General features: G+C 70.7%; 21 protein-coding genes and 1 pseudogene. 8 read left to right on the top strand and 14 right to left on the bottom strand.

Annotated features, from left to right (window positions below):
• Positions 1-23: 23 nt before the first annotated feature.
• On the top strand, positions 24-614 hold the full coding sequence (locus tag ON27_RS23260) for a CBS domain-containing protein (RefSeq protein ID WP_083887753.1): 591 nt from the start codon (positions 24-26) through the stop codon (positions 612-614).
• Positions 611-1,153 (top strand): hypothetical protein, encoded by a 543-nt coding sequence (locus ON27_RS23255; RefSeq protein WP_043731735.1) that lies wholly within the window; start codon positions 611-613, stop codon positions 1,151-1,153. The genes ON27_RS23260 and ON27_RS23255 overlap by 4 nt, the downstream gene beginning before the upstream one ends.
• On the opposite strand, the pseudogene ON27_RS23250 reads toward ON27_RS23255, so the two are convergent.
• The 4 genes and pseudogenes from ON27_RS23250 to ON27_RS23235 form a co-directional block, all read right to left on the bottom strand.
• Positions 1,131-1,504, bottom strand: a pseudogene (locus tag ON27_RS23250) (Tn3 family transposase); the annotation flags it as partial. The gene ON27_RS23255 and the pseudogene ON27_RS23250 sit on opposite strands and share 23 nt — an antisense overlap.
• Positions 1,438-1,692, bottom strand: a complete 255-nt coding sequence (locus ON27_RS23245) for a hypothetical protein (protein ID WP_157227290.1) — start codon at positions 1,690-1,692, stop codon at positions 1,438-1,440. The gene ON27_RS23245 and the pseudogene ON27_RS23250, both read right to left, overlap by 67 nt.
• 148 nt (positions 1,693-1,840) lie before the next feature.
• Positions 1,841-2,071: a hypothetical protein gene (locus ON27_RS23240; protein WP_043731726.1), complete on the bottom strand. Its 231-nt coding sequence runs from the start codon at positions 2,069-2,071 to the stop codon at positions 1,841-1,843.
• A gap of 7 nt (positions 2,072-2,078) precedes the next feature.
• Entirely contained in the window at positions 2,079-2,882 is an 804-nt protein-coding gene (locus ON27_RS23235; protein ID WP_043731724.1) for an SDR family oxidoreductase, read from the bottom strand.
• A gap of 451 nt (positions 2,883-3,333) precedes the next feature.
• Between ON27_RS23235 and ON27_RS23230 the strand changes: the two genes are divergently transcribed.
• A complete protein-coding gene (locus ON27_RS23230; protein WP_245560065.1) occupies positions 3,334-4,737 on the top strand; it encodes a three-helix bundle dimerization domain-containing protein in 1,404 nt (467 codons plus the stop codon).
• Positions 4,738-4,833: 96 nt separating this feature from the next.
• The gene (locus ON27_RS23225; protein WP_063711365.1) at positions 4,834-5,169 is read left to right on the top strand and encodes a hypothetical protein; all 336 of its coding nucleotides are present in this window, start codon (positions 4,834-4,836) and stop codon (positions 5,167-5,169) included.
• Positions 5,170-5,176: 7 nt separating this feature from the next.
• On the opposite strand, the gene ON27_RS23220 is transcribed toward ON27_RS23225, so the two are convergent.
• The 5 genes from ON27_RS23220 to ON27_RS23200 all read right to left on the bottom strand — a co-directional run bounded on the left by ON27_RS23220 (position 5,177) and on the right by ON27_RS23200 (position 13,852).
• Positions 5,177-11,104 (bottom strand): non-ribosomal peptide synthetase, encoded by a 5,928-nt coding sequence (locus tag ON27_RS23220; protein WP_051046922.1) that lies wholly within the window; start codon positions 11,102-11,104, stop codon positions 5,177-5,179.
• 81 nt (positions 11,105-11,185) lie between these two features.
• Complete coding sequence (locus ON27_RS23215) at positions 11,186-11,737, bottom strand: Rv2240c family protein (RefSeq protein ID WP_043731722.1); 552 nt, start codon at positions 11,735-11,737, stop codon at positions 11,186-11,188.
• A gap of 138 nt (positions 11,738-11,875) precedes the next feature.
• Positions 11,876-12,484, bottom strand: coding sequence for a DUF305 domain-containing protein (locus ON27_RS23210; RefSeq protein ID WP_043731721.1), 609 nt, complete (start codon positions 12,482-12,484; stop codon positions 11,876-11,878).
• An 82-nt stretch (positions 12,485-12,566) separates the two neighbouring features.
• Positions 12,567-13,214, bottom strand: coding sequence for a hypothetical protein (locus tag ON27_RS40040; RefSeq protein WP_051046921.1), 648 nt, complete (start codon positions 13,212-13,214; stop codon positions 12,567-12,569).
• 62 nt (positions 13,215-13,276) lie between these two features.
• A complete protein-coding gene (locus tag ON27_RS23200; RefSeq protein ID WP_043731720.1) occupies positions 13,277-13,852 on the bottom strand; it encodes an AMIN-like domain-containing (lipo)protein in 576 nt (191 codons plus the stop codon).
• A 361-nt stretch (positions 13,853-14,213) separates the two neighbouring features.
• Here ON27_RS23200 and ON27_RS23195 point away from each other — a divergent pair, with 361 nt between their 5' ends.
• Positions 14,214-15,365: a class I SAM-dependent methyltransferase gene (locus ON27_RS23195; protein ID WP_043731717.1), complete on the top strand. Its 1,152-nt coding sequence runs from the start codon at positions 14,214-14,216 to the stop codon at positions 15,363-15,365.
• Between the two features lie 133 nt (positions 15,366-15,498).
• On the top strand, positions 15,499-16,359 hold the full coding sequence (locus ON27_RS23190; RefSeq protein ID WP_043731714.1) for a Bax inhibitor-1/YccA family protein: 861 nt from the start codon (positions 15,499-15,501) through the stop codon (positions 16,357-16,359).
• A gap of 59 nt (positions 16,360-16,418) precedes the next feature.
• On the opposite strand, the gene ON27_RS23185 is transcribed toward ON27_RS23190, so the two are convergent.
• From ON27_RS23185 to ON27_RS23175, 3 genes are all read right to left on the bottom strand, one after another.
• Complete coding sequence (locus ON27_RS23185) at positions 16,419-17,639, bottom strand: acetyl-CoA C-acetyltransferase (protein ID WP_043731712.1); 1,221 nt, start codon at positions 17,637-17,639, stop codon at positions 16,419-16,421.
• Positions 17,640-17,683: 44 nt separating this feature from the next.
• Positions 17,684-18,535, bottom strand: coding sequence for an SGNH/GDSL hydrolase family protein (locus ON27_RS23180; RefSeq protein ID WP_051046920.1), 852 nt, complete (start codon positions 18,533-18,535; stop codon positions 17,684-17,686).
• A 132-nt stretch (positions 18,536-18,667) separates the two neighbouring features.
• The gene (locus tag ON27_RS23175) at positions 18,668-19,129 is read right to left on the bottom strand and encodes a hypothetical protein (RefSeq protein WP_043731711.1); all 462 of its coding nucleotides are present in this window, start codon (positions 19,127-19,129) and stop codon (positions 18,668-18,670) included.
• 102 nt (positions 19,130-19,231) lie between these two features.
• Here ON27_RS23175 and ON27_RS23170 point away from each other — a divergent pair, with 102 nt between their 5' ends.
• A complete protein-coding gene (locus ON27_RS23170) occupies positions 19,232-20,620 on the top strand; it encodes a cystathionine beta-synthase (protein WP_043731707.1) in 1,389 nt (462 codons plus the stop codon).
• Positions 20,621-20,633: 13 nt separating this feature from the next.
• Here the strand turns inward: ON27_RS23170 and ON27_RS23165 are convergent, their stop codons facing one another.
• Both ON27_RS23165 and ON27_RS23160 read right to left on the bottom strand, forming a co-directional pair.
• The gene (locus ON27_RS23165) at positions 20,634-21,113 is read right to left on the bottom strand and encodes a DUF4254 domain-containing protein (RefSeq protein WP_043731741.1); all 480 of its coding nucleotides are present in this window, start codon (positions 21,111-21,113) and stop codon (positions 20,634-20,636) included.
• A gap of 280 nt (positions 21,114-21,393) precedes the next feature.
• Positions 21,394-23,010: an HD domain-containing phosphohydrolase gene (locus ON27_RS23160; RefSeq protein ID WP_043731704.1), complete on the bottom strand. Its 1,617-nt coding sequence runs from the start codon at positions 23,008-23,010 to the stop codon at positions 21,394-21,396.
• 284 nt (positions 23,011-23,294) lie between these two features.
• Between ON27_RS23160 and ON27_RS23155 the strand changes: the two genes are divergently transcribed.
• On the top strand, positions 23,295-24,200 hold a 906-nt coding region (locus ON27_RS23155; RefSeq protein ID WP_157227289.1), incomplete at its 3' end, for a mechanosensitive ion channel family protein.

Here is a 24,200-nt window from a genome sequence, read left to right as displayed (position 1 = left end):
GCAGACTGCGTATCCACGAGGTGATGTGCCGTCCCGGTGGTGACGGTCTACACCGANACCCCGGTACGGGTGCGGCGGTGACACTGGCCGAACGCGGGTTCGCCGCCCTGCCGGTGCTCGACCGCGACCAGCGGCTGGCCGGGGTCCTCACCAGCGGCGACATCCTGCGCGCCGGGGAACCCGGCGCGCAGGCCACGGTCGCGGCGGCGATGACCACCCCCGCGCCGGCTGCCGCCGCCTACCAGGACCTGACCGAGGTGATCGCGATGCTGCTGGCCCACGGCGTCCGCTCGCTGCCGGTGCTCGACGACCAGGGCCGGGTGCAGGGCATGTTCAGCGTCGGTGACGCGCTGCGGCTCATGCTGCGCCCCGACGAGACGATCGCCGCCGGAGCCCAGGCATGTCTGGACGACTACACCGGCGCCCGCCGCTGGCGCGCCACCGCTCGCGACGGCACCGTCACCATCGCCGGGGTCTTCGCCGACGCCTCCGAACGCCGCATCGCCATCGCCCTCGCCCGCACCGTGCCCGGGGTCCGCGAGGTCACCCTCACCGCCACACCCCCGGCCACCGCCACCGACGGTGTCGCCGCCACCACTGGGAGCCGACGATGACCACCTCCCCGTACCGCACCTGTCCGACCCGGGCACCCGCACCGGGACCCGACACCCCGTCCCCGGGCACGACCACACTCGTGCTCGTCATCGATGCCACCGACCCGGCGCCGGTCCGCACCCTGCCGGCCGCCGCCGCGCGGCTGAGCTCCCACGACCAGCTGATCGTGGCGGTGCTGCACCCACCGGCGCGGCTCACGCTCAACGCCCGCCTCGTAGCCTGGCAGAACACCCAACGCGCCCGCGCCGCCACCGCGGCCCTCGCGCCACTGCTGACCCGCATCGACCACCACGGGCTCAGCATCCGCGGCATCGGTGTCCACACCCTCAGCTGCACCTATCGGCGCGGCTGGCGCCCCCGCCACCACCGCATCGCCACCACGCTGCTGCGGCTGTGCCGGCTCCACCACGCCGACCAGCTCGTCTCGGCCCACAGTCCCGAGGCCGGACTGCTCACCGGCGATACCCGCCGCCGGCTCGCCCGGCAGGCCCCCGCCGACCTGCGCATCCACCACGTCACCACCACACCGGGGGCCTGATTCGGGGGCGTGCCGAGTCGGAACGGGTGTCCCGGACGCGCGGCGGCCGATACCCGGTCGGCCCGACCGCGTCGATGTCGACCTCGATCGCGCCGAAGAAGTCGATGTCGGCGCTGTGCGCCGGGCCGATGTGCACGAACACCTCGTCATCGATCCGGCGACCGGATCGGCGCATCTGCTCGACGGCAAGCCCGTAATACGTAGCCGGTGAGGCGATCACAGCGTCGGTGGACACGGTCGAACACCAGGCTTGCTCGGTCTGGCCTCCAGGTGCCGCGCCCGGATCATCCCCTCGTGTGCATACAACAGATCCCGGCGTAGCGCGTGCGGATGCTCGCCCTTGTCGAGCTGGCCGAAATGTAATGCACGAACCCCGAGTCGAACGCCGCGTCGGCCTCCGCGTCACCCGCCCCCGACAAGGTCGCCGCAGTGTCCAGATACTCGGCGACTCTCGGATACTCGGCCTTCAGCCGCGCCTCGTCCCCGAGCAGTTCGGCCAGTTCCGCTCGCCGCTGCGGCGTCAGCACAGGACCAGTCACAGGCTCGATTCTCCGCAGACGCCTTGCCGTATGCGAGTCGTCGCCGGTTTCTCGCCCGCCGACACCGATCCGAGTCGCCTGCGGCAGGGAGCGGATGCCGAACCGCCGCCATCCGTCGCGGCCGCGGACGCTGTGTCCGGCGTGCCGGTCACGACTGCACGATGAGACGATCGGGTGCGCTCTCGCCGTGCACCCACGCCGAGGCGATCTTGCGCGCCACCGCGCGGAACAGGAAGTCGGCGGCGCCGGTCTCCGGGCGGATCGTCTCGGTGGCCTTGTCGAGGCGCAGGGTTCGCTCGACTCCGGACACGTTGGTGTAGGCGTAGCGGACCTCTCGCTCGTACTCTTCCAGCTTTCGGACCTCTGCGTACAGTGCCATCGCGCGGTCAGCGGGAAAGACCGTGGGCACGAGCGATGACGCGTTCCATGAGCGTGCGAGGGAGGAGGCGCCTGAGGGTGAAGAGGGCGGGGGCGTTGCTGCCTATGGCGTAGAGAGGGTGGGGGCGGTCGGCTTCGATAGCTTTGACGATTGTGGCGGCGACCTTCTCGGGGGTGATGCCTTGCGCCTGCTTCTCATCGAGTTTCGCCATGAAGGTCGTGAAATCCTTTGTGTGGGCAGAACCTTCGACGAGGTATTTGGTGCGTCGCTCGCGGAGGCCGGTGTCGATCTGGCCGGGCTCGACGGCGGTGATCCAGACGCCGAAGGGCGATTCCTCGAAGCGCGCGGCGACCGCGAAGCTACGCAGTGCCGCCTTGGTGGCGACGTAGGAGGAGCGGTAGGGCATCGGGAAGCTGGCGAGCATCGATCCGATCATCACGACCCGTCCGTACCCGCGTTCGCGCATGCCGGGCAGCACCGCTTTGGTCAGGGCGACCGGGCCGAGCACATTGAGCTGGAACAGTCGCTCGACGGCGTCGGTGGGCAGTTCGGCCAGCGGACCCGCCTGGCTTTCGCCCGCGTTGTTGACCAGCACGTCGACCTGGTCCAGACCGGCGGCGAAGGCTGCCAGCGAGCTGGCGTCGGTCAGATCCAGCGCTCGGTACTCGATCCCCGGCACCACGGCGTCCGCGCCGATGGCATCCGGGTTGCGGCTGGTTCCGATCACGCGGTATCCCCGCCCGGCCAGCGCGGCGGCCGTAGCCTTCCCGATTCCGGACGACGCACCGGTGACCACAGCGACGCGAGACATAACGCTCCTTTTCGACGGCAACACGCTGACGATATCGTCAACTCGCCGACCTGCGCTACCGGTAAGTAACTTCTGTGGCTGCCGATGCGGTCGGCCGGGTACGGAACCGACGTGGCGGCGACACGTCCGTCCGGTCCGCGCGGCGGGGGAAACGGGAATACAACGCGTGGTGGCGGCTCGGGGATTGCCCATTGAATTCTCCATGGCGGCTTCGGGATCGCAAGCGGACGCGCTGCGGTGCCACAGGCGTCTTGCCCGGGGCGGTCACGGGCCTGTGAGCTGGGCGGACAGGCGTACGTGGCGACACGAGATGTGCACCGGCGCAGGCGAAATCGTTCACTGGCGGGAAGTCCGCGCGGATGTCGCCGGTCATGCGATGGGGCTAATGTTGGCCGGCGCGGTGCAGGCCGGAGACGCTGCCGCGTAACCCCCCGACGCCGAGGAGATTGTGGTGGTAGTCGATACCGTCCGTGAGGAACAGGCGATTCGTCAGATGACGGAGCGGCTGGTCGAAAACTACACCGAGACTTATTCTCCTGAGCATATCGAGAGCACCGTTGGTGCGGCGCGGCAGAAGTTCGCCGGCCGCCCGGTGCGGCAATTCGTTCCGATCCTGATCGAGCGAGTGGTGCGCCGGGAATTGGAGAAGACACCCGAAGCGGAAGTCCAACCCGCGACGGTTCCGTTGGAAAAGGATCCGGAGCCCGCAGCGGCCGGTTCCGGAAATCTGCCGGACCTTCGGGCGTTGTGGTCGTCGAAGAAGCGTTTCGCGCCATACGCGGTGGGCGCCGTCGTGATCGTGACGGTGATCGCCGTCGTGCTCGCCGTGCGCCAGCCCGCTGCCGAGGCTCCCGCTGCGGCCCCGGCTCCTGCCGCGCCGCTCACGGTGATCCATGGTGTGGTCGGGTCGGAGAAGATGCCGTTCTTCCAGGACCCGAAGGTGATCGACGCGCTGGCGCGCAACGGCGTGCGCGTCGAGGTCGAGCCCGCCGGTTCGCGGCAGATCGCCACCTCAATCGATCTCACGAAATTCGACTTCGCTTTCCCGTCCAGCGAACAGGCGGCGGAGCGAATTCAACGGCAGCGCAACGTGACCGCCAAATACACGCCGTTCTCCTCGCCGATGGCGGTCGCGACGTTCACGCCGATCGTCGATTTGCTGGCGAAGACCGGGGCGGTGCGCCCGGGCCCGGTGTCGACACTGGACCTGCGCCGTTACCTCGAATTGGTACGCAGCGGCACGCGCTGGGACGAACTGCCGGACAACACCGCCTACCCGGTGCGCAAGAACATCCTGATCTCCACCACCGACCCGCGCACCTCCAATTCCGCCGCCATGTATCTGGCCGCGGCGAGCTATGTCGCGAACAACAACACGATCGTGCAGGGCCAAAGCGCCGAGCAGGCGGTGCTGCCCGCTTTGTCGCGGCTGTTCGTCGGTCAGGGTTACACCGAGAACACCACCGAGGGGCCGTTCAACAACTACCTCGCCACGGGAATGGGCCCGACGCCGATGGTCTGGATCTACGAGGCGCAGTACGTCGAGGCGACCGTGCGCGGCCAGGTGAAACCCGAGATGACGCTGTTGTATCCGTCGCCGACGGTGTTGTCCCGGCATACGCTGGTGCCTTTCGGCGAGACGGGTGACCGGTTGGGCCGCCTGTTGTCCACCGACCCGCAGTTGCAGCGGCTGGCCGCCGAGCACGGTTTCCGCACCAACGACGGCGCCCAGTTCGCGAAGGTCGCCGCCGAACGCAACGTTCCGGTCCCGGCGGAACTGCTGGACGTGGTCGCGACTCCGACCTACGACACGCTGGAGCATCTGCTCGACGGAGTCACCAAGATCTACAACTGAAGCCTGCCCGCTCGCGTTTCGGTGAAGTCGATCCGGGCATCCCTTTCGCATCAGGTGCCGGAACAACTGTCGGCATCGCGGCGGGAGGAAGCGCCAGTGACAGCGGACGACGGGCCATGGGAGATCCCTCCGATCGATGACGCTCCGGACATCGCGCGCGACAACGCGCCGCGACCGGGAGCGGCGATGGCCGACACCAGGAACTGGCCGGGTTACGGGTTGGTGCTGGTGTCGGCCGGGGTCGCGATCACGGCCGCGGTGTTCGCGGGCTGGGGGTTCGCCCGTCTGTCCGTCGCGGCCGCGATCATCTCGGTCGTTTTCCTGCTGGTCGGCGTGGGCCTGATCGTGCTGGAGCAGGTGCGCGCCCGAGCGCGGGCGCGGCAGCGCACCGAACAACCCGCCGCGCGGGCCACCGTGCCGCCGGGGTACTGACGATCTCTCAATCTCGGGGCAGGAAGCCCGAATCGATGAATTCCCGCACGAACGTGTCCACCACTGTGCGGTCCACTGCCGGGCAGTCCACTCCCGTACCCGCCAACGCAGCGCGGCTGTGCGCGTCGGCCCAGTCGACGTGCCCGGCGAACTCGGCGAAATCGGTGCTCAGCGGCGCCGCGCGCAGCAGGGAATCGTCGCCCATCGCGTCGCGGCGCCGTGCCTCGCGTGCCAGCCCCGCGCGCACCGCGTCCTCCGGCGCCGTCGCCACCGGCAGTCCGTGCGCACGCAGGCTGGCGAGGATCTCCCCGACTGCCAGCGGGGCCCGGTTGACCAGGTGGTACACGGTTTCCGAGCGCGGGCGAACCGAGATCTCCACGATCGCGCCCGCCACGTAGTTCACCGGAACCAGGCTGACGGTGGCGTCGCCGAGGTCGGGCGCCATGCCGAGCGTCGCGGCGGCGCGCACCATGTTCCACAGCGCGTCGTCGGTGCTGTTCACGCCGACGCTCGGACAGCCGCAGATGGCGCCCGGCCGGTAGATGGCGATGGGCACCCCGCGCTCGCCCACTTGGCGGACAAGTTCCTCGGCCACCCATTTGGACGCGAGATAGCCGTTACCGGGGACCTGGTCGGCGCGCAGGCGGACGTCCTCGGTGATCACCGGCGCGTCGGGAGTCGTGGGAACGGCCGCGCCGACGGTGGAGACCAAGTGGAACGGTTTGACCCGCCGATTCGTCGCCAGCCGCAACAACTCCCGGGTGCCCTCGACATTGGCCTGCCGCAGCCGCGGGTACGGGTCGAGGTGATCGACCCGCGCGCCGTTGTGGTAGATCGCGTCGACGCTGTCGGCGAGGCGGTCGTAGTCGGTGGGGTCCAGGCCGAGGCGCGGGACGGTGAGGTCACCCGCGACGACCACGATTCGTTGCGCGGCGCAGGCTCCGGCGAGCCGGTAGTGGTTGAGCGCGGCGAGGATGCGGTCGATGCCTTCCTCGGCGTCGTCGGCGCGCACCACGCACCACACTCGCGCTTCGGTGCGGTCCAGCAGTTCTTGCAGCAGGTGTGCGCCGAGGAAGCCGGTCGCGCCGGTCAGCAGGACCTCCTGCGGTGGGCCGGTGTGCGCGGGGGCGCATCCGCCGATGTCGATGTCCGGTTCCAGCACGGCGTCGCGCGCCGGGGTCGCGGCGGTGGGCGCGGCCGCCTCGGACAGCCGCGCGGCCAGGCCACCGACCGTCGGGGCCGCGAGAACAGCCGACATCGGCACGTCGCGCCGCAGCCGGGCCGACAGCCGTCGGTGCACCGTGAACGCGAGCAGCGACGATCCGCCGAGTTCGAAGAAGTCGTCCCCGGCTCCGATCGGGGACACCGCGAGCACGTCGGCGAAGACCTCCGCGATCGCGCGTTCCAGCGGCGTGCCGGGGCGGGCGCCGGACATCGGCCGTGGTAGCGAAGCCGTCTCGGTCCCGCCGCGTTCCTTGCGGTGGTCAGGGACCTGAATGTCGCTGCGGCACAGATAATCCAAAGCGCCACCACGATTCCAGCGAACGAGGTCGCCGGTCCGATACATCCGCTCGCCAGGGTGCAGCGGATCGGCGACGAAGCGTGCCGCGGTCGCGCCGGGCGCGCCATGGTAGCCACGGGCGAGGTTTATGCCACCCAGATAGAGTTCGCCCGGAACACCGACCGGAACCGGCCGCAACCGCTCGTCCAAGACCTGGCACCGCGAATTCCATCCCGGCACGCCGATGGGAATGCCGGACCCGGTGCGGTCGGCTGCCGGACCGGCCTGCCGGACGACGCTCGCCGCGGCCTCGGCCGGCCCGTACAGGTTGTGCAGCCCGGCTCGGAACGCACCCGCGAAGCCGCGCGTGGTCTGCGGGGACAGCGCCTCGCCGAGGACGAAAACCGCGCGCAGCGAGACCATCTCGTCCGCCGTCGTGCGCTTGGTGAAGAAGGGCAGCAGCGCGGGGACGAAATCGGCGAGCGTCACCCGATGCTCGGCGATCAGGCGGCGCAGCGCCGCCGGGTCGTGGTGCTCCTCCGGCCCGGCCAGGACCAGCCGTGCGCCCGCACGCAGCGGCAGGAAGTATCCCCACAGGGACACGTCGAAGGTCGCCGGGGTCTTGTGCAGATACACGTCGGCGGCGTCGACGCCGTATTCGGACTGCATCCAGGCGAGTTGGTGCGCGATCGCCCGGTGCGCGACCACCACGCTCTCGGTGCGGCCGGTCGACCAGGAGGCATCGACGTACGCGGGCTGGTCGGCGTGCCACGGCGTGCGGCACTCGTCGCCGGTCACGGGCGCCGGATCGAAGCGATCGAGGTCCAGCGCGCCGACGTCGTAGGCGTCGGTCGCCGTGAAATCGTCCGCGCCGGTGGTCAGCACACACCGGGGCGCAGCCGACGCCAGTGCGTGCCGGATGCGCTCGGCTGGGTGGCCGGGATCGATCGGCACCCATGCCGCACCCGCCGCCACGATCGCGTACAGCGCGACGACCTGCTGGATCGAACGCCGCATCGCCACCGCCACCACGGTCTCCGGGCCGACGCCTTGTTCGATCAGCCATCGGGCCAGGCGCGCGGACCGCTCACGCAGCTGCGCGTAGGTGATCGTCTCGGGCCCGTGAACCACCGCGATCGCGTCCGGCGTCGCCCTGGCTTGCCGCTCGAAAGCGGCGGTGAGCGGCTCGGTCGGGACCTCGCTCGCCGAACCCGTACCCCAGAACCGGATTCGCTTGTGCTCGACCGGATCCATGATGTCCAGGTCGCCGACGGCGGCACCGGGATCGGCCGCGACTTGGCGCAGGACGCGGATGTAACCGTCGAGGAAACGCTGCACCGTGTGTTCGTCGAACAGGTCGGTGCTGTAAACGAACCGGATGACGATCGCGTCCGGCTCGCCGTCGGCGTCGCGGGTGTCGGCCACGTCGATGTGCAGGTCGGTTTTCGCCGTGTCGGTGTCCACGTCGAGGAGCGACACGCTCGGACCGGACAGCTCGAGGGTGGGCTGGGTGAAGTTGTGGAACGCGAAGCCGACCTGGTAGAGCGGGTGGCGGCCCGGCGAGCGCGCCGGGGCGATCGCGTCGACCACGTGCTCGAAGGGAACGTCGGCATGCGCGAAACCGGCCAAATCCCGCTCCCTGCAGCGGCGCAGCAGCCCGGTGAAGCCCTCGGCGGAATCGATGACGGTGCGGGAGACGGTCGTGTTGACGAATACGCCGACGACATTCGTGAGCGCGGGTTCTGTCCGAGTGGTCGTCGGCACACCGATCGCGATGTCGGTGCTTCCGGACAGGCGGGCGAGCAGGACGGCGAGCGCGCAGCGCATGACCATGAACAGGGTCGCGCGGTGCGTGCCCGCGACGGCGAGCAGGTCCCGGTGCAGGGTCGCGGGAATCGAGCGCTGGGTGGCCGAGCCGCGCAGGGTGGCCACCGCCGGTCGCGGCCGGTCGGCGGGCAGGTCGAGTTCGCCGGGCAGCCCGGCCAGCTCGCGGGTCCAGAACGAGAGTTGCCGCGACAGCGGCGAATCCGGATCGTCGCGCGAACCGAGCAAGTCCCGCTGCCACAGGGTGTAGTCGGCGTACTGGACCTCCGGTGGCCGCCAGGTCGGCGGCGCCCCCGCGGCCCTGGCCGCGTAGGCCAGGGCGACGTCGCGGGCCAGCGGCGCCAGCGACGACCCATCGGCGCAGATGTGGTGCAGGGCGCAGACCAGCACGTACTGGGTGGGCGTGCGCAGCAGCCGGACCCGCAGCGGCACCTCGGCCGCCACGTCGAAACCCTGCCGCAGGATCGAACGCACCCGGTGGGGCACCGCGTCGTCCTCGGGCAGCTCCTCCACCGCGAAATCGGCGGTCGCGCGTCCGGGCTCGAGAATCCGCTGCCGAGGTCCGGCGTCGTCGGCGGGGTAGATCGTGCGCAACGACTCGTGCCGTTCCACCGTGTCGGCCAAGGCGGCGCGCGCGGCCGCGACGTCCAGGTCCGGCAGCCGCAGCGCGAAGCCGATGTTGTCCACCCAGGACGCCGGGTCGAATCGGTTGCGCAGCCAGAATCGCAGCTGCGCGGGGGAGAGCGGGATGCGCGCGGGCCTGGTGCGGGCGCGCAACCGCGGGCGGACCGTGCCGAAGGGCTGCGATCGGATAGCCGTCGCCAGGGTGAGCGCCGTCGGATGGTCGAACACCAGCCGCGGCGGAACGCGGACCCGCCATATTTCGCTCAGGCGCGCGGCGACCTGTGTCGCCAGCAGCGAGTTGCCGCCCGCCGCGAAGAAATCGGAGTCCGCGCCGAACCGCTCCCGGCCGAGGACGCGCGCGAAGACCTCGGCGATCAGTTCCTCGCCCAGGTCGGCGGGGGCGCGCTGGTCCGGCTCGTCGAGGGCGCGTACGCGCAGCGCGGGGCGGTCGGCCTTCCCGGTCGGAGTGCGCGGGATCCGTTCCAGGACCGTGATCGTATCGGGCACCATGTATTTCGGCAGCACCGCCGACAGCGCCTCGGCCAGGGCGGCGGGGTCCGGGACGTGGCCCGGTTCGGGTTGGATGAACGCGGCCAGCGTGGTCTCGCCCGCGACGGTCTTGCGGTCGACGGTCACGGCCAGCCGGACGCCGGGCCGTGTCGCGAGAATCGCGTCGATTTCGCCGAGTTCGATCCGGAAGCCCCGCACCTTCACCTGGTCGTCGGCGCGGCCGAAGAACTCCAGGTGACCGGTCGCGTTGCGCCGCACGAGGTCGCCGGTGCGATACATCCGGCAACCGGGCGGACCGAACGGGTCGGGCGCGAACCGTTGCGCGGTCAGGCCGGGTCGCCCGTGATATCCCCGCGCGACGCCGGGCCCGGACACGTACAGCTCGCCGACCACACCGGCGCCGACCGGGCGCAGCCGGTGGTCGAGCACTTGGCAGCGCATGCCGCGCACGGCCGAGCCGATGGTGAGCGGAGCGTCCGGCGCCAGCGCCGGGCTCAGCGTCGCCATGACGGTGGTTTCGGTCGGGCCGTAGACGTTGTGGAACACGCGGCCTTCGGTGGCCCAGTGCCGCGGCAGCATCGGGGGGCATGGTTCGCCGCCGACCATGACCGAGCGCAGGGCGGGCAGTCCGGCGGGTTCGATCGAGGCCAGCACGGACGGCGTCAGGAAGACATGGGTGATCGACTCCCGCGCGAGCAGTTCCGCCAAGGCACTACCGCCGTAGACGGTGGGCGGGGCGATGACCAGGGTAGCGGCGCGGGAGATGGCGAGCAGCAGCTCCAGCACCGAGGCGTCGAAGCTCGGCGACGCGAAGTTCAGCACCCGCGCGTGCTCGTCCAGTGGGGGCCGCGCGGCCAGCTCGGCGCACAGCGCGGCGAGCCCGGCATGGGTGACCGCGACGCCTTTGGGGCGTCCGGTCGACCCCGAGGTGTAGATCACGTAGGCGGTATGAGCGGCCCGCGGCCGCGTGGGCCGTTCGAAGTTCCCGATCGGGCTCGGCGGGTTCGCCGCCACCCGTGCGATCACTCGGGCATCGTCCAGCGCGAGCCAGGTCACCTCGGCGGGCAGCGTCGCCGTATGCGCCGATCGAGTCAATCCGAGCGTCGCGCCGCTGTCGACGACCTGGAACCGGATGCGGGAGGGCGGAAGCGCCGGATCGACAGGTACGAAGGCGGCGCCGGTCTTGGCGATGGCCCACACCGCGAGCACCGAATCGAGCGAACGCGGCAATGCCACCGCGACCGCCGTCTCGGGTCCCGCTCCCGCCGCGAGCAGCAGGCGGGCCAATCGGGAGGAGCGGGTGTCGAGATCGCGGTAGGTTATCTCGACGCCGTCGCATACCACGGCGCTGCGATCCGGATCGCGCTCCGCGGCGGTGACCAGCAGTGCGGCGAGCGTGGCCGGGTCCGATTCGGCTGAGGCGCGGCGACGTCCGCCGCGGTCGGGCAGACGAGAATCCCGGGTACCGCTGGTCATGACTTCGTCCGTTCCGCGGGGCAGCAACGCGGATAGGCTATAACCGCCCAGGGGGAGTCTTCACCGATGAGAAGACCCCGCTCACCGGGTGCCGTGCCCCTCGCACGCCGTCAGCGCGGTGTTCTTGGTGGCGTTGAACCGGTCGATCGCCGCGTTCAGAGTGTCGGTGTCGGCACGCCGGTCCAGCGTGTCGGCCAAGGCGTTGGTGTCGTCGCGGTAAGCGCGCAACGGGTTCGCGACCGCAGACGGCACATCTTTGGACACGTTCTGGTCGACCGAGCGCGCGTTGTTGCGCAACGTCGTCACAGCGGTGTCGGCTTTGGTGTTCGTATCCGGATCGCTGCGGCCTTTCGTGTTGCTCGCGTCGATGTAGTCGTTGAACGCCCGCACCGAACTGCCGTTCGCGGCCAGGAAGGCGTCGCACGCCGATCCGGTCGCACGTTCGACGGCCGCGGCCCGGGACGACGAGGCGGCCGCCGAGGAGGAGGTCACCTCCGAGGCGTACGCCGCCAGATCGGTCCGGTTCACCTCCGCCGTACCGGAAACCTGCTGTGCGCAAGCGCCGATGATCAGCACGCCCGCGCTGGTGGCCAGCGCGGCGGCGAGCAAGCCGGCGCGTTCGAGTCGTCGCATGGTCGGTCCCTCACTCCCCTCGGAAGTCCGGCCGGGACGAAGGAACAGAGCCGGACCCCCCGACCGTACGTCGTGCGGGCGAGCGACGCGCACCCGCACCGATATCGATGGTCAACCGATATCGGTGCGGGCCACGGGTCAGCTCTGGCCGAGCATGGTCCGCATCTGCTCGATCTCGCTTTGCTGGGCGGCGATGATCGTGCGGGCGAGCGCTTTCGCGTCGGGGTTCGCGCCGTCGGCCAGTTCGGTCTCGGACATGGCGATCGCGCCCGCGTGGTGCTCGATCATCATGGTCAGCCAGTGCCGGTCGAACTCCGGGCCCGATGCCGCCCCCAGCGCGGCCATCTGTTCGGCCGACATCATGCCGGGCATCCCGTGGCCGCCGTGCCCTTCGGTCGCGGTGGGCGCAGGCTTGCCGAAGCTCTGCAACAGCGCGGTGATCTGCTGCATCTCCGGCGCCTGCGCCTGCTCGACCTTCGCCGCGAGCGCGCGCAGCTGCTGGTTGTCGGTGTGACTCGGCACCAGCCGCGCCATTTCGACGGCTTGGGCGTGGTGCGGGTACATCATCTGCAGGAACATCACGTCGGCGTCGTTGTGCTCGGCGCGTGCGGCCGTGCCGGGGGCGGCCGAGGTGGTCGTCGAGGCGCCGTGCTCGGTGTGGCCGGTGTCGTCGTCGCCGCATCCGGCGAGGCTCACCGCGACGGCCGCGACGAGCGCGAGGGACAGGCGGGTACGCGTAAGGAACATGGGTCATCTCCTGGCGAAATAGGAAGTCTCGGGACGGAGGGACGCCGCCCCGTGGTTCGGGCACACGGGGGCGACGGACCCGTCAGATCCGCAGAATCGCCAGTTCGGCCCGGGTGAGGACGGTCCAGGGCGGCGGTCTTTCCGGGCGCGGCCGCCAGTGCCGTGGTCGCGCCACACCGTTGCCGGGACGATCGACCGCCATACGGTAGAGCAGCACCAACGCGGCCATCGCGACGAAGGCGACCAGAATGAACACGCACCCGTGCAGGGCGCTGTGCGTGCCTTCGCACCCGCCGCCCGCGCAACGCGGCTCCTCGATCGAGCGGGCCGTCGCGGTCAGGGACAGCGGACCGGTGCTCGCGACGACCTGCGCGGCAGCGGACATTTCAGCAGCGACTATGGGCGCATCCGCCGGGCGGAAGGGTTCGGGGCGGCGCTGCTGCGGATGATGCCGGTCGTGGCCGCTCGACACGCTGTCCGACGCCGGCGGTGCCGCTTCTCGATGGGGCGACGCCGTCTCGTGATGGCCGGAGGATTGTCCTGCGGCGACCAGCGCCGCGCCGCCCGGTCCGGGTACCGCTTCGGAAGCCGCAGCCGGGTGCGCGCCTGTGGCGTGGGCGTGGCCGCTCGCGAAGATCGCCGAGTGCATGGCCAGCACCCCGGCGAGCAACGCCAGCACACCGAGCAGCCGGGCGAGCCCGGCGGCGCGGAGGATGCGGCGTTCGACCACGAGTGCCGAGTCTAGTCGCCGCCGCTCCGCCGCTGGGAGATACCCCTCGGGTGTATCCGGATCTACGGGTTCGCGATGTCGATGACCAGCCGGGTCGGGTTGGACAGGGCGCTGACGCTGAAGGCGGGCCGGTCGGCTCGGAGGCCGATGAACGACTGTGTGACGCCTTCGAACACCGTCGTCCGGTAGACGCCCGCGACGCCGGGGACCGCCGGGTCGACGGCGGGGTCGGGGCCCGCGTACGGGGTGACACCGCTGTCGAACGGGTAGGCCGAGCCGAGGATGCGCACTTCGAGAATCGACCGGCCTGCCACATCCACCGGGTTGCCGCTGCCGTCCTGCACGGCGGCGTCGGTGTAGCGGACGAGCCAGCCGGGCGTGCCGACTCCGCCGAGGTCGTAGACCACGCGATCGAAGCCGGCCTGACGGCCGAGGCGAATGCCGGTGACCGTCAACGCGGCGTCACCGGATGCCTTGCCCTGCTTCGGCGCGGTGTCCTGGGGTAGGGGGGCCTGCGCCACCGCGGCCGACGTGCCGGTGACGGAAGCGACCGGGAGCCCCGGCGTCGCCTCGTTGTCGCCACAGCCCGCCGACAGTGCCGTCGCGACCGCGACCAAGAGCACCATCCTTTTGCGCATGGCTCGATGCTACTCAGCGGAAGGCTTCGGATGGCGTAACCGGAGAGTGTTGCGGCAGATTCGCCCTCGGACGGCCGCGGCTCCGGACGAGCACGGTTCCGGCCGGAATGCCGGTCCTGGCTTGCTGATTGGCTCGCGTCGCGACGCGGTCCGCGCGCCGCAAATCGCCGAGGCCGAGCGGTTGCGCCTGATCGTATCCATCCGAACCGGTACGCGGCGCTTTCCGTCCGCCGTCCGACGTTGCCGCCAAAGGGCTTGCCGTGCTGCGCTTCCGCGCGCGCACCGGCTGGCCGCGCAGGCTAGGGGATCGAATGGGCGGGGTGGGCGCGAACAATGGGCAACGATCTAGCACACTTGAGGGGTGGGACATGTCGATGACGTACTGAGCCGGCTGCGGCGGTACCCGGACGTGGAGGCGCTGAACCTCTACGCCGTGGACGCCGCTGATCGGCTGCTGCTCGACGTCGCGGCCGACGCCTTGGCGACCGTCGATAGCGGCAAAGTAGCCATTGTCGGTGACGCTTACGGCGCACTGACCCTCGGCGCCATCGCGGGGCACGATCTGCGCGACGTGCGGGTGCACCAGGATCTGCTCACCGGCGAACTCGCGCTGGCCAACAACGCCCGTGCGGCCGGGCTGTCGGACCGCTACACCGCGCACCCGCTCGGCGCCGGGTTGCTGCGCGATGCCCAAGTGGTCCTGCTTCGCCTGCCCCGGGTGCTGGCCGGGCTGGCCGAGACCGCCGACGCGATCGCGCGTTACGCCGACCCCGCGGTCGAGGTGTACGCGGGCGGGCGGGACAAGTATCTGACCAAGTCGATGAACGACGTGCTGGCTCAGACGTTCTCCGAGGTGCGCGCCAGCCGCGGCAGGCAGAAGTCGCGGACGTTGCTGGTGACCGGGCCCAAACCGGTGGCGGCGCAGCCGTTTCCGGTGCGCGATCGGCTGGACGAACTGGGCCTCGAGGTGGTCGCGCACGGCGCCGCCTTCTCCGGCGCGCGCCTGGACATCGGTACCAGATTCCTGCTCGAGCACCTGAAGCTGATGAAGCCGGACGCGCGCGACGCCATCGATCTCGGCTGCGGCACCGGCATCCTGGCCGTCGTGCTGGCCACCGCGCGGCCGGGCATCAAGGTGACCGCCACGGACCAATCCGCCGCCGCCGTGGCCTCGGCGCGGGCGACCGCCGAGGCGAACGGGGTCGCCGACCGCGTGTGCGTCGTGCGCGACGACGCGATGTCCTCCGCCGCGGACAACAGCGCGGATCTGGTGCTGTGCAATCCGCCGTTCCATGTCGGCGCTGCCGTGCACACCGGATCGGCGATCAAGATGTTCGCCGAGACCGGGCGGGTGCTGCGCCCCGGCGGGGAGCTGTGGACGGTGTACAACTCGCACCTGAACTACCGGGCCGTGGTCGAACGGATGGTGGGCCGGACCGAGGTGGTGGGACGCAACCGGAAATTCACGGTGACTCGTTCCGTGCGCGGTCTGCACGACCCCCGGCAGCGGTAGAGTCCGAATTGTCTGGTCTGTGAGACCCACCGGGAACTCGCGACGGATGACAAACGTTGGACAGGGCAGTTGGATATCGAGTGGACCAACTCGATGAACAGCGGCAACGACTCCAGAAAGGGACGCCGTTCACATGCGTACCACGAGCAATCCGGTTTTCAGGAACCTGCCCAGGCAGGAGGGCGGTGGATACGCCAACTTCGGTTCCGGCGTGACCACCGCGGGACAGTTCGGCAACCAGTACGGCCAGCCCCAGCAGTACGGCCAGTACCCGCAGCAGTATCAGCAGGCCCCGCCCACCACCCGGGCGATGACCATCGACGACGTGGTGACCAAGACGGGCATCACCCTCGCGGTGCTCGCGCTCTCGGCGATCGTCTCCTACGGCCTCACCAACGCGAACACCTCGCTCGCGCCGCTGTTCGTGATCGGCGGCGGCTTGGTCGGCCTGGTGCTGGTGCTGGTCGCGACCTTCGGGAACAAGATGGACAACCCGGTGCTGGTGCTGTCCTACGCCGTCGCCGAGGGCGTGTTCCTCGGTGCGTTGTCGTTCATGTTCACCGATATCGCGTTCGGCGGCGTCGGCGGCAGCGCGATGATCGGTCAGGCGGTGCTGGGCACGTTCGGCGTCTTCGCGGGCATGCTGGTGGTCTACAAGACCGGCGCCATCCGGGTGACGCCGCGATTCACCAGGATCATCGTCGGCGCCATGTTCGGCATCCTGGTGCTGGTGCTGGGCAACCTGGTCGCGAGCTTCTTCATCGACGGCGGCCTCGGCCTGCGTGACGGCGGCCCGCTGGCGATCGTGTTCAGCCTGGTGGTCATCGCCATCGCGGCGTTCAGCTTCCTGCTCGACTTCGACGCCGCCGATCAGCTGATCCGCGCGCAGGCCCCGGAGCGGGCCGCCTGGGGCGTCGCCCTCGGCCTCACCATCACCCTGGTCTGGCTGTACGTCGAGATCCTGCGGCTGCTGAGTTACTTCCAGAACGACTAGCCGTTCGGCAAAAGGGCGGTCGCCGGTTCTCCGGCGACCGCCCTTCGTCGTTCAGCCGATCAGCTCAGGCGTTCGATGACCATGGCCATGCCCTGGCCGCCGCCGACGCACATGGTTTCCAGACCGAACTGCTTGTCGTGGGTCTGCAGGTTGTTGATCAGCGTGGTGGTGATCCGGGCGCCGGTCATGCCGAACGGGTGGCCCAGGGCGATCGCGCCGCCGGAGACGTTCAGCTTGTCCTCGTCGATCTTCAGCTCCCGCGCCGAGCCGAGCACCTGCACCGCGAACGCCTCGTTGATCTCGACCAGGTCGATGTCGTCGATGGTCTTGCCCGCCAGCGCCAGCGCCCGCTTGCACGCCTCGATCGGGCCCAGGCCCATGATCTCCGGGGACAGGCCGGACACGCCGGTGGACACGATCCGCGCCAGCGGGGTCAGCCCGAGCTCCTCGGCCTTGGTGTCGCTCATGATCACCAGCGCCGCCGCGCCGTCGTTGAGCGGGCAGCAGTTGCCCGCGGTGACGGTGCCGTCCGGCCGGAACACCGGCTTCAGCGCCGAGACCGCCTCGTAGGTGACCCCGGCGCGGGGGCCGTCGTCGGTGCTGACCACGGTGCCGTCGGGCAGCGTCACCGGGGTGATCTCGCGGGCGAAGAAGCCGTTGGAGATCGCTTCCTCGGCGCGGTTCTGCGAGCGCACGCCCCAGCGGTCCTGGTCCTCGCGGGTGATGCCGGTGGAGGTCGCCACGTTCTCGGCGGTCTGTCCCATCGCGATGTAGACATCCGGGATCAGCCCGTCCTCACGCGGGTCGTGCCAGATGCCCGCGCCGCCCTCGGCGGTCTTCGCGGTGCGCGCCTGCGCCTCGGCGAACAGCGGGTTCTGCGTGTTCGGCCAGCTGTCGGCCGAACCGTTCACATACCGCGACACGGTCTCCACACCGGCGGAGACGAACACCTCGCCCTCACCGGCCTTGATCGCGTGGAAGGCCATCCGGGTGGACTGCAGCGACGAAGCGCAGTAGCGGTGCACGGTGGTGCCGGGCACGAAGTCGTAACCCAGCTGCACGGCCACGACACGGGCGATGTTGAAGCCCTGCTCACCGCCGGGCGAACCGCAGCCCAAGATCAGGTCGTCGATCTGGGCCGGGTCCAGGGCAGGCACCTTGTCGAGCGCTGCCCGCACAATCTGCGTGGTCAGATCGTCGGGCCGCAGGTCGACCAGCGAACCCTTACGGGCCCGGCCGATCGGGGAGCGTGCGGTCGAAACGATGACGGCCTCAGGCATGAGGACTCCTTGGGTCGGACGGTTCTGGCGAACCCTTCGTTCGGTTACTCACGGGTTCGTACCGAATCTACGTCCCGCCGTGGAGTACCGAAAGCGGGTGTCTCGCCCAGTGCCTCCAGCAGTACCGGCAGCAATTGCGCGGCGGCCAGTTCGTAGCCCGCCGCCGACGGATGGAAGCCGTCGGCCGCGAAGAGGAGTTCGGGCGCGGCGCGGAACTCGGGGGCGAGCAGGTAGCCCATCCGCACCGGACGACCGCCCGCGACCGTCGTCGCCACGTGCTGCGCCCTGGCCAGCCGCGCGCTCCAGTTGTGCACCACGGTGCGCAGCGGCTGCGGGATGGCCGTGACGGTGCCCAGATTGGGGCAGGTGCCGACCACCACCACCGCGTCGGCGCGGCGCAACCGGGCGACCGCCGCGGCGAGCCTGCGCGCGGAGGCGCGGATCGAATGCTTCTTGGTGACATCGTTGGCGCCGATGAGGATGACCGCGGCATCCGGCGGCGGCCCCGCGACGAACATCGCGTCCACTTGACCGGCCAAGCCCTTGGACGTGGCGCCGGAGATCGCTTTGGTGCTCAGCCGGATCCGCAGGCCGGTCGCTTCGGCGAGGCCGCGGGCCAGGCGGACGCCCGGCACCTCGTCGGCCACCAGGCAGCCGACGCCCGCCGCGGTGGAGTCGCCGAAGATCATCAAGTGCAGATCGGCGTGCTTGCCGGTGCGCCACGGCTCGGGCGCGACACACCCGGGAGCGTAGATGCCGTCCGCCTCCGGCGGCTTGGAGGTGTCCCGGCCGATCACCCCGCGCGCGACGCCCGCCTGCGCCACGAGCAGGCGATAGGCCGCCCACCACGCGGTGCCCGCGCCCGAACCGGCCAGCACTGCCGCGGCGCCGGTCATCGTCGCCGTACGCCAGCGGAAACGAGGTGCGCTCACGCCAGGAATTTTACGAAATCCGGACGAAACGGCCAGTGATCGGCAGCTCGCCCACGGTAGTGCCTCGTTCGTGCGCGGGGAGCCGGGCAGGCCGCCTCAGGCCGGGACCACGAAGGCGCCGCGAGCGGGCACGCTCGCCGCGTCGGTGGAGACGGTGACCTCGACGAGCCCGGGCCCGGTGTCCTGGAACAGCGCGTACTGGATGCTGCCGTAGATGCCGGTGACCACGACGTTGTCGTAGCTGCCGGTCGCGCCGGTGGTGACGTTGCGCCAGGCCACCGTGGTGCGGACCTCGCACAGCGGCGCCAGCGGGTAGACGCCGGGCCCGATGCCGCTCACGGGGAGCGCGCGAACGTTGAGAATGGCGCGACCGGGCCAATCCGGACTCGTGTCGGCCCAAGTGCGGATGCTGGTCCAGCACAGACCACCGCGCGCCAGCGTGGGCACCTGCGGGAACTCGACGGTCGCCGCTTGCGCCTGCGCGCCCGATCCGGCCACTAGAGCCAGCGCCGTTCCGGCCAGAAGCGTTGCGGCGCGGGCGATGTTCGGCTGCCTCATGGCAGCGATCCTAAGGCCGATGGCGCCGGTTCGCCGGTAGTCCGGGCCCGCTGCGCGCGGCGTGCGCGAACTCACAGTTAGTGCGTCTGCAACGATGGGTCCATGCGCATCGCGGATCATGTCGTGGATCTCATCGGCAACACGCCGCTGGTCCGGTTGAACTCGGTCGTGGGACCGAACGCGGGGCTGGTCGCGGCCAAGATCGAATACCTCAACCCCGGCGGCAGCTCCAAGGACCGGATCGCGGTGAAGATGATCGACGCCGCCGAGGAGTCCGGGAAGCTGCGGCCCGGCGGCACCATCGTCGAGCCCACCTCCGGCAACACCGGCGTCGGCTTGGCCCTGGTGGCGCAGCAGCGCGGCTACCAGTGCGTGTTCGTCTGCCCCGACAAGGTCAGCGAGGACAAGCGCAACGTGCTGCGCGCCTACGGCGCCGAGGTGGTGGTCTGCCCGACCGCCGTCCCGCCGGATCACCCGGACAGCTACTACAGCGTCTCCGACCGGCTCGTCCGCGAGATCGACGGCGCGTGGAAGCCCGACCAGTACTCCAACCCCGGCGGCCCGGACAGCCACTACGAGACCACCGGCCCGGAGATCTGGCGCGACACCGACGGCAAGGTCACCCACTTCGTGGCGGGCGTCGGCACCGGCGGCACCATCACCGGCACCGGCCGCTACCTCAAGGAGGTCTCCGGCGGGAAGGTCCGGATCATCGGCGCCGACCCGGAGGGCTCGGTGTACTCCGGCGGCACCGGACGGCCGTACCTGGTCGAGGGCGTCGGCGAGGACTTCTGGCCCTCCGCCTACGACCCCGCCGTGCCGGACGAGATCATCGCGGTCTCCGACGCGGATTCCTTCGACATGACCCGCAGGCTGGCCCGGGAGGAGGGCCTGCTGGTCGGCGGTTCCTGCGGCATGGCGGTCGTCGCGGCCGTCGAGGTGGCGCGGCGCGATCCGGACGCGGTGGTCGTGGTGCTGCTGCCCGACGGCGGCCGCGGGTACCTGTCGAAGATCTTCAACGACGAGTGGATGAGCTCCTACGGCTTCCTGCGCGAACGGCTGGACGGCACCGCCGAACCACTGGTCGGCGACGTGCTGCGCGGCAAGTCCGGCGCGCTGCCCGACCTGGTGCACACCCATCCGTCGGAGACGCTGCGCGACGCGATCGAGATCCTGCGCGAGTACGGCGTGTCCCAGATGCCCGTGGTCGGCGCCGAGCCGCCGGTCATGGCGGGCGAGGTCGCGGGCAGCGTCTCCGAACGCGATCTGCTGTCGGCGGTCTTCGAGGGCCGCGCCCACCTGACCGATTCGGTGGCCCAGCACATGAGCCCGTCGTTCCCGCTGATCGGTTCGGGCGAGCCCATCTCCGCCGCCACCAAGGCCCTCTCGGACACCGACGCGCTCATGGTCGTCGAGGACGGCAAGCCGGTCGGCGTGATCACCCGCCACGACCTGCTCGGCTTCCTCAGCACGGGCAGCCTCGGCAAGTAGGCCCGGCGGCGGGCTAGGCCGGTCTCCTGCCGCGCGCCGTTTCGCGGACGCCGCCGGTGATCAGATCGGTCCACTCGTCGGCCAGCAGGGCCAGCCGGTACCAGGCGGCGTGCACCCGGGCGTCGGACACCTTCTCGGCGGTGTGCAGCAGGTGGCTGGCGTGGACGTGGGCGGCGGCCATGCGGTCGACCGTGGCGCCGAGCGATTCGGCGCGCAGACGGTCGGGCGACCGCCTGTTCGGCAGCTGGCCGACCACCCACGCGTCGATGGTCGCCACGAGTTCGGCTCGGCGGCAATCTATTCCGGCGGCGGCCAGTGGGTCGCAGTGGCGCTGCCGGTGCAGCGCGGCCAGTGTCCTGGCCCAGGCGATCACCGGGTGGTCTTCGTTCGAATCGCTCGGGTGACCGCCGAAAGCGGCGACCAGTTCGCGCTGATCCGGCAGCGAGCGGGTGACGCCGTGCGAGCGCCGTGGCAGGTGATCACGCACGAACATGGCCGGCTCCCAGTGCATTCGGAACCGACCGGAGTGCGCTGCGGTCGATCGAGAACGTGTGCATCGTGCACCTCCGATGGAATGGTGGTGGAGGCATCGCCCCAATGCCCGTGTCCTCCTTCATCATCCGCTTTCGCACTGGCCTGAGGGTGACACCCACATGGCACCTGAATGACAAGAGGTAACAATCCTCTACCGCTTCCCGCCCCGATCCTGTGAGATCCACCGCGCACGTCGCCGCCCGGCCATGCGCGCGAGTACCTCTTCGGAGCGGGGGCGATCAGCCGGGCAGGAGCTGATGGGACATGGCGAAGACGGCCGCGCCCGCGCGGGTGCGCTGGCCGGTCTTGTCACACAGTTCGGCGAGGTGGTGGGTGACGGTGCGTTCGGGAAGAAGCAGTTGGGCGGCGATCTCGCGGCCGCTGCGGCCACGGGCGGTCAGGCGCAGGACGTCGACCTCGATGCCGGACAGGCCGTGGGCGGTGCGGCAGGAGCGGTCCTCGGCGGCCGCGATGACGGCGGCGCAGGCGTCACCGTCGAGACGGCCCGCGGTGACTTCGGCGCCCAGGCGGGCCGCGGCCTCCGCGGGACGAGCGGCGCGACGATAGGGCCGCGCTTCGGTGCAGGCCGCGAAGACGTCCGCGGCCGCGAGCAGCCGGGAGCCGGCTGAAGTGTCCCGCTTGCCCCGCGGATAGCCGCTTCCGTCGAGCCGCTCGTGGTGGCCTGCCGCGAGTTCGGCCAGATCGGCCAGCCCGGGGCAGCGGCGCAGGATGCGTTCGGTCCAATAGCTGTGCAGCCGAATGCGATTCCGGTCCGCGGGGCCGAGCGGCCCGCCGCGATCCCAGACCGCGCTGGAGACTGCCGCCCGGCCCAGGTCGTGCAGCAGGGCGGCGGCGCGAAGTGCCGCCCGCTCGTCGGCGGGCACGCCCATTCCGGGCGCCGCGGCCGTGGCGAGGCCGGCGACGTGCGCCGAATGACCGAGCAGATAGCGGCCTTTCAGGTCCACGATCATGGCCAGCGTCAGGCCGGGCCGGTCGAGTTCGTCGGCGGGAAGCGAGGTGGGCGCACCCGGTTCCGCGGCCAGGACGGCGGCGAGCAGGTCGGGCGTCCCGAGCGCCTCTCGGACGAGCGCGGCGTCGCAGACGGCGACCAAGTCGGGATCGAGGTGCCCGCCGGCCCGTCGCCGCAACTCGGCGAGGGCGAGGTCCAGCCGTCGTGCGAGGGCGCCCAAGGCGGAGCGGGCCCGGCCCGGTTCCGCCCGATGCTCGATGCCGCTGGGTGGGGCGAGGCCGTCCCCGGGCGCGAGTTCCCGGCCTACCGCGTCGAGCGCGAGCACCGCCTGCTCGGCCACGTGCAGGATCCGGCCCGGCAGCGAGATGGCCTCCCCGCGGAGCCGGTGCGGCGCGCCGAGTCCGTCCCAGCGTTCCTCCACCTCGGTCAGCGCGCGAACGGCGGCGTCCGAGAGGCCCAGTCGCGACCCGAACGTCCGGACGATCTCGCACGACGAGCGCAGGGCTCGCGGACCGCCCGCGGGCAGCTGTGCGACGAACCGATTGCGCAGTGCCGATTGCGCCGCGGGCGACCAACTGCCGAACCGGCGCAGCTGCTCGGCGAAGACGCCGGGATCGCCCGGATCGAGCACGTGGCACGCGCGCTGGAAGGCGATGTCGTCGGCGTAGGCCTCGGCGTTCTCCGAGGCTCGGCTGGTGCAGCCGATCGCGCCGAGCAGGGCCGCCTGGAAGACCGCGCGGCGCTCGGCGTCCGGCAATCCGATCCGCCCGGCGAGGCCGGTGGCGAGCAGACAGGTGGCCAGCCCTTTCTCGAACGGCATCCCGGTGGCGAGATCAGTGGTGAGCGACAGCGCCGCGAGCACCTCGGTGGCGCGGATCGACGACATGCACCGACAGTAATGTCCGGGCGCGGTTCGCGCAGTCCCGAATCCGTTCTCGCGGAGCGTGTTCCGAGTCGCGCGCCGCATGCGGAGAGTTAGCCCGCGCGCGGCCGGCGCGAAGATCCACCGACGGCGCCCGGCGCATCGAACGCGAGGTTATCCGCGCTTTCGAGTAAATATGGCAAATTGTTCGCTAATGCAGAACTTCCGGGCCAGCGTTAGAGGTATAACCAGCCGGGACGCAATCGTGGCAAACACTCGTATCGCCGACAGATAGCGAAGGGAAGGTAATGCGCACCTCCGGTCTGGCTATCGATTATCAACAGGGGTTGTCGGACGCGTGGAGTTCCGTGGCGACGTTCGTGCCCGAGCTGGCCGGGTTCCTCGTCATCCTGTTCATCGGCTGGCTGGTCGCGAAAGCCGCCGCCGCGGTCGTCGGCAAGGTGCTGCGGCGGGTCGGATTCGACCGTCTCGAGCGCGGCGGCGTCCGGCAGCTGCTGTCGCGTACGCGCTACGACGCGGGCGCGGTGCTGGCGAAGCTGGCGTACTACGCGGTCCTGTTGATCGCGCTGCAACTCGGCTTCGGGATGTTCGGCCCCAATCCGGTGAGCGACACGATCACCGGCGTGGTGGCCTGGCTGCCCAAGGCGGGCGTCGCGATCGTCATCGTGGTGGTCGCGGGCGCGGTGGCCCACGCGGTGCGCGACATGGTGGGCAGCCTGCTCGGCGGGCTGTCCTCCGGCGCGACGGTGGGCCGGATCGCGGCGGTGTTCGTCTGGGGCGTCGGCATCGTGGCGGCGCTCGACCAGATCGGCGTGGCCACCGCGGTGACGCTGCCGATCCTGATCACGGTGCTGGCCACCATCGGCGGCATCCTGGTGGTCGGCGTCGGCGGCGGCATGATCCGGCCGATGCAGCAGCGCTGGGAGAACTTGCTCACCGATCTGGAGGAGCAGATGCCCGCGGTCCGCGGGCACGCGGTGGCCTACCAGCGCGGCCGCGCGGACGCCGCGCGGGAGCGACTGTGGATGGACCAGCAGGCGGCGCGGGGGCAGCACTGGGACGACCGGCCCGGTCCGGACGAGGATTGGCGGTGGGACCGGCCGGTCGGCCGCGACGAGGGCGGGGCGTGGCCCGGCGATCCGGCGCAGCATCGGGAACAGCGGGGCATGCGGCACCGGGGCGGCGGCGGGAAG

Origin of the sequence: Nocardia asiatica NBRC 100129 (assembly GCF_000308415.1) — a bacterium.
GTDB classification, from domain to species: Bacteria; Actinomycetota; Actinomycetes; order Mycobacteriales; family Mycobacteriaceae; genus Nocardia; species Nocardia asiatica.
Note: the sequence above shows the minus strand (reverse complement) of the source record. Positions and strands in the feature narration are given on the sequence as shown.

Coding starts and splice junctions, on each gene's coding strand:
- ON27_RS23255 (WP_043731735.1), top strand. CDS start 611: ATGACCACCTCCCCGTACCGCACCTGTCCGACCCGGGCACCCGCACCG.
- ON27_RS23240 (WP_043731726.1), bottom strand. CDS start 2,071: ATGGCACTGTACGCAGAGGTCCGAAAGCTGGAAGAGTACGAGCGAGAG.
- ON27_RS23235 (WP_043731724.1), bottom strand. CDS start 2,882: ATGTCTCGCGTCGCTGTGGTCACCGGTGCGTCGTCCGGAATCGGGAAG.
- ON27_RS23220 (WP_051046922.1), bottom strand. CDS start 11,104: ATGACCAGCGGTACCCGGGATTCTCGTCTGCCCGACCGCGGCGGACGT.
- ON27_RS23215 (WP_043731722.1), bottom strand. CDS start 11,737: ATGCGACGACTCGAACGCGCCGGCTTGCTCGCCGCCGCGCTGGCCACC.
- ON27_RS23210 (WP_043731721.1), bottom strand. CDS start 12,484: ATGTTCCTTACGCGTACCCGCCTGTCCCTCGCGCTCGTCGCGGCCGTC.
- ON27_RS23200 (WP_043731720.1), bottom strand. CDS start 13,852: ATGCGCAAAAGGATGGTGCTCTTGGTCGCGGTCGCGACGGCACTGTCG.
- ON27_RS23190 (WP_043731714.1), top strand. CDS start 15,499: ATGCGTACCACGAGCAATCCGGTTTTCAGGAACCTGCCCAGGCAGGAG.
- ON27_RS23185 (WP_043731712.1), bottom strand. CDS start 17,639: ATGCCTGAGGCCGTCATCGTTTCGACCGCACGCTCCCCGATCGGCCGG.
- ON27_RS23180 (WP_051046920.1), bottom strand. CDS start 18,535: ATGACCGGCGCCGCGGCAGTGCTGGCCGGTTCGGGCGCGGGCACCGCG.
- ON27_RS23175 (WP_043731711.1), bottom strand. CDS start 19,129: ATGAGGCAGCCGAACATCGCCCGCGCCGCAACGCTTCTGGCCGGAACG.
- ON27_RS23170 (WP_043731707.1), top strand. CDS start 19,232: ATGCGCATCGCGGATCATGTCGTGGATCTCATCGGCAACACGCCGCTG.
- ON27_RS23165 (WP_043731741.1), bottom strand. CDS start 21,113: ATGTTCGTGCGTGATCACCTGCCACGGCGCTCGCACGGCGTCACCCGC.
- ON27_RS23160 (WP_043731704.1), bottom strand. CDS start 23,010: ATGTCGTCGATCCGCGCCACCGAGGTGCTCGCGGCGCTGTCGCTCACC.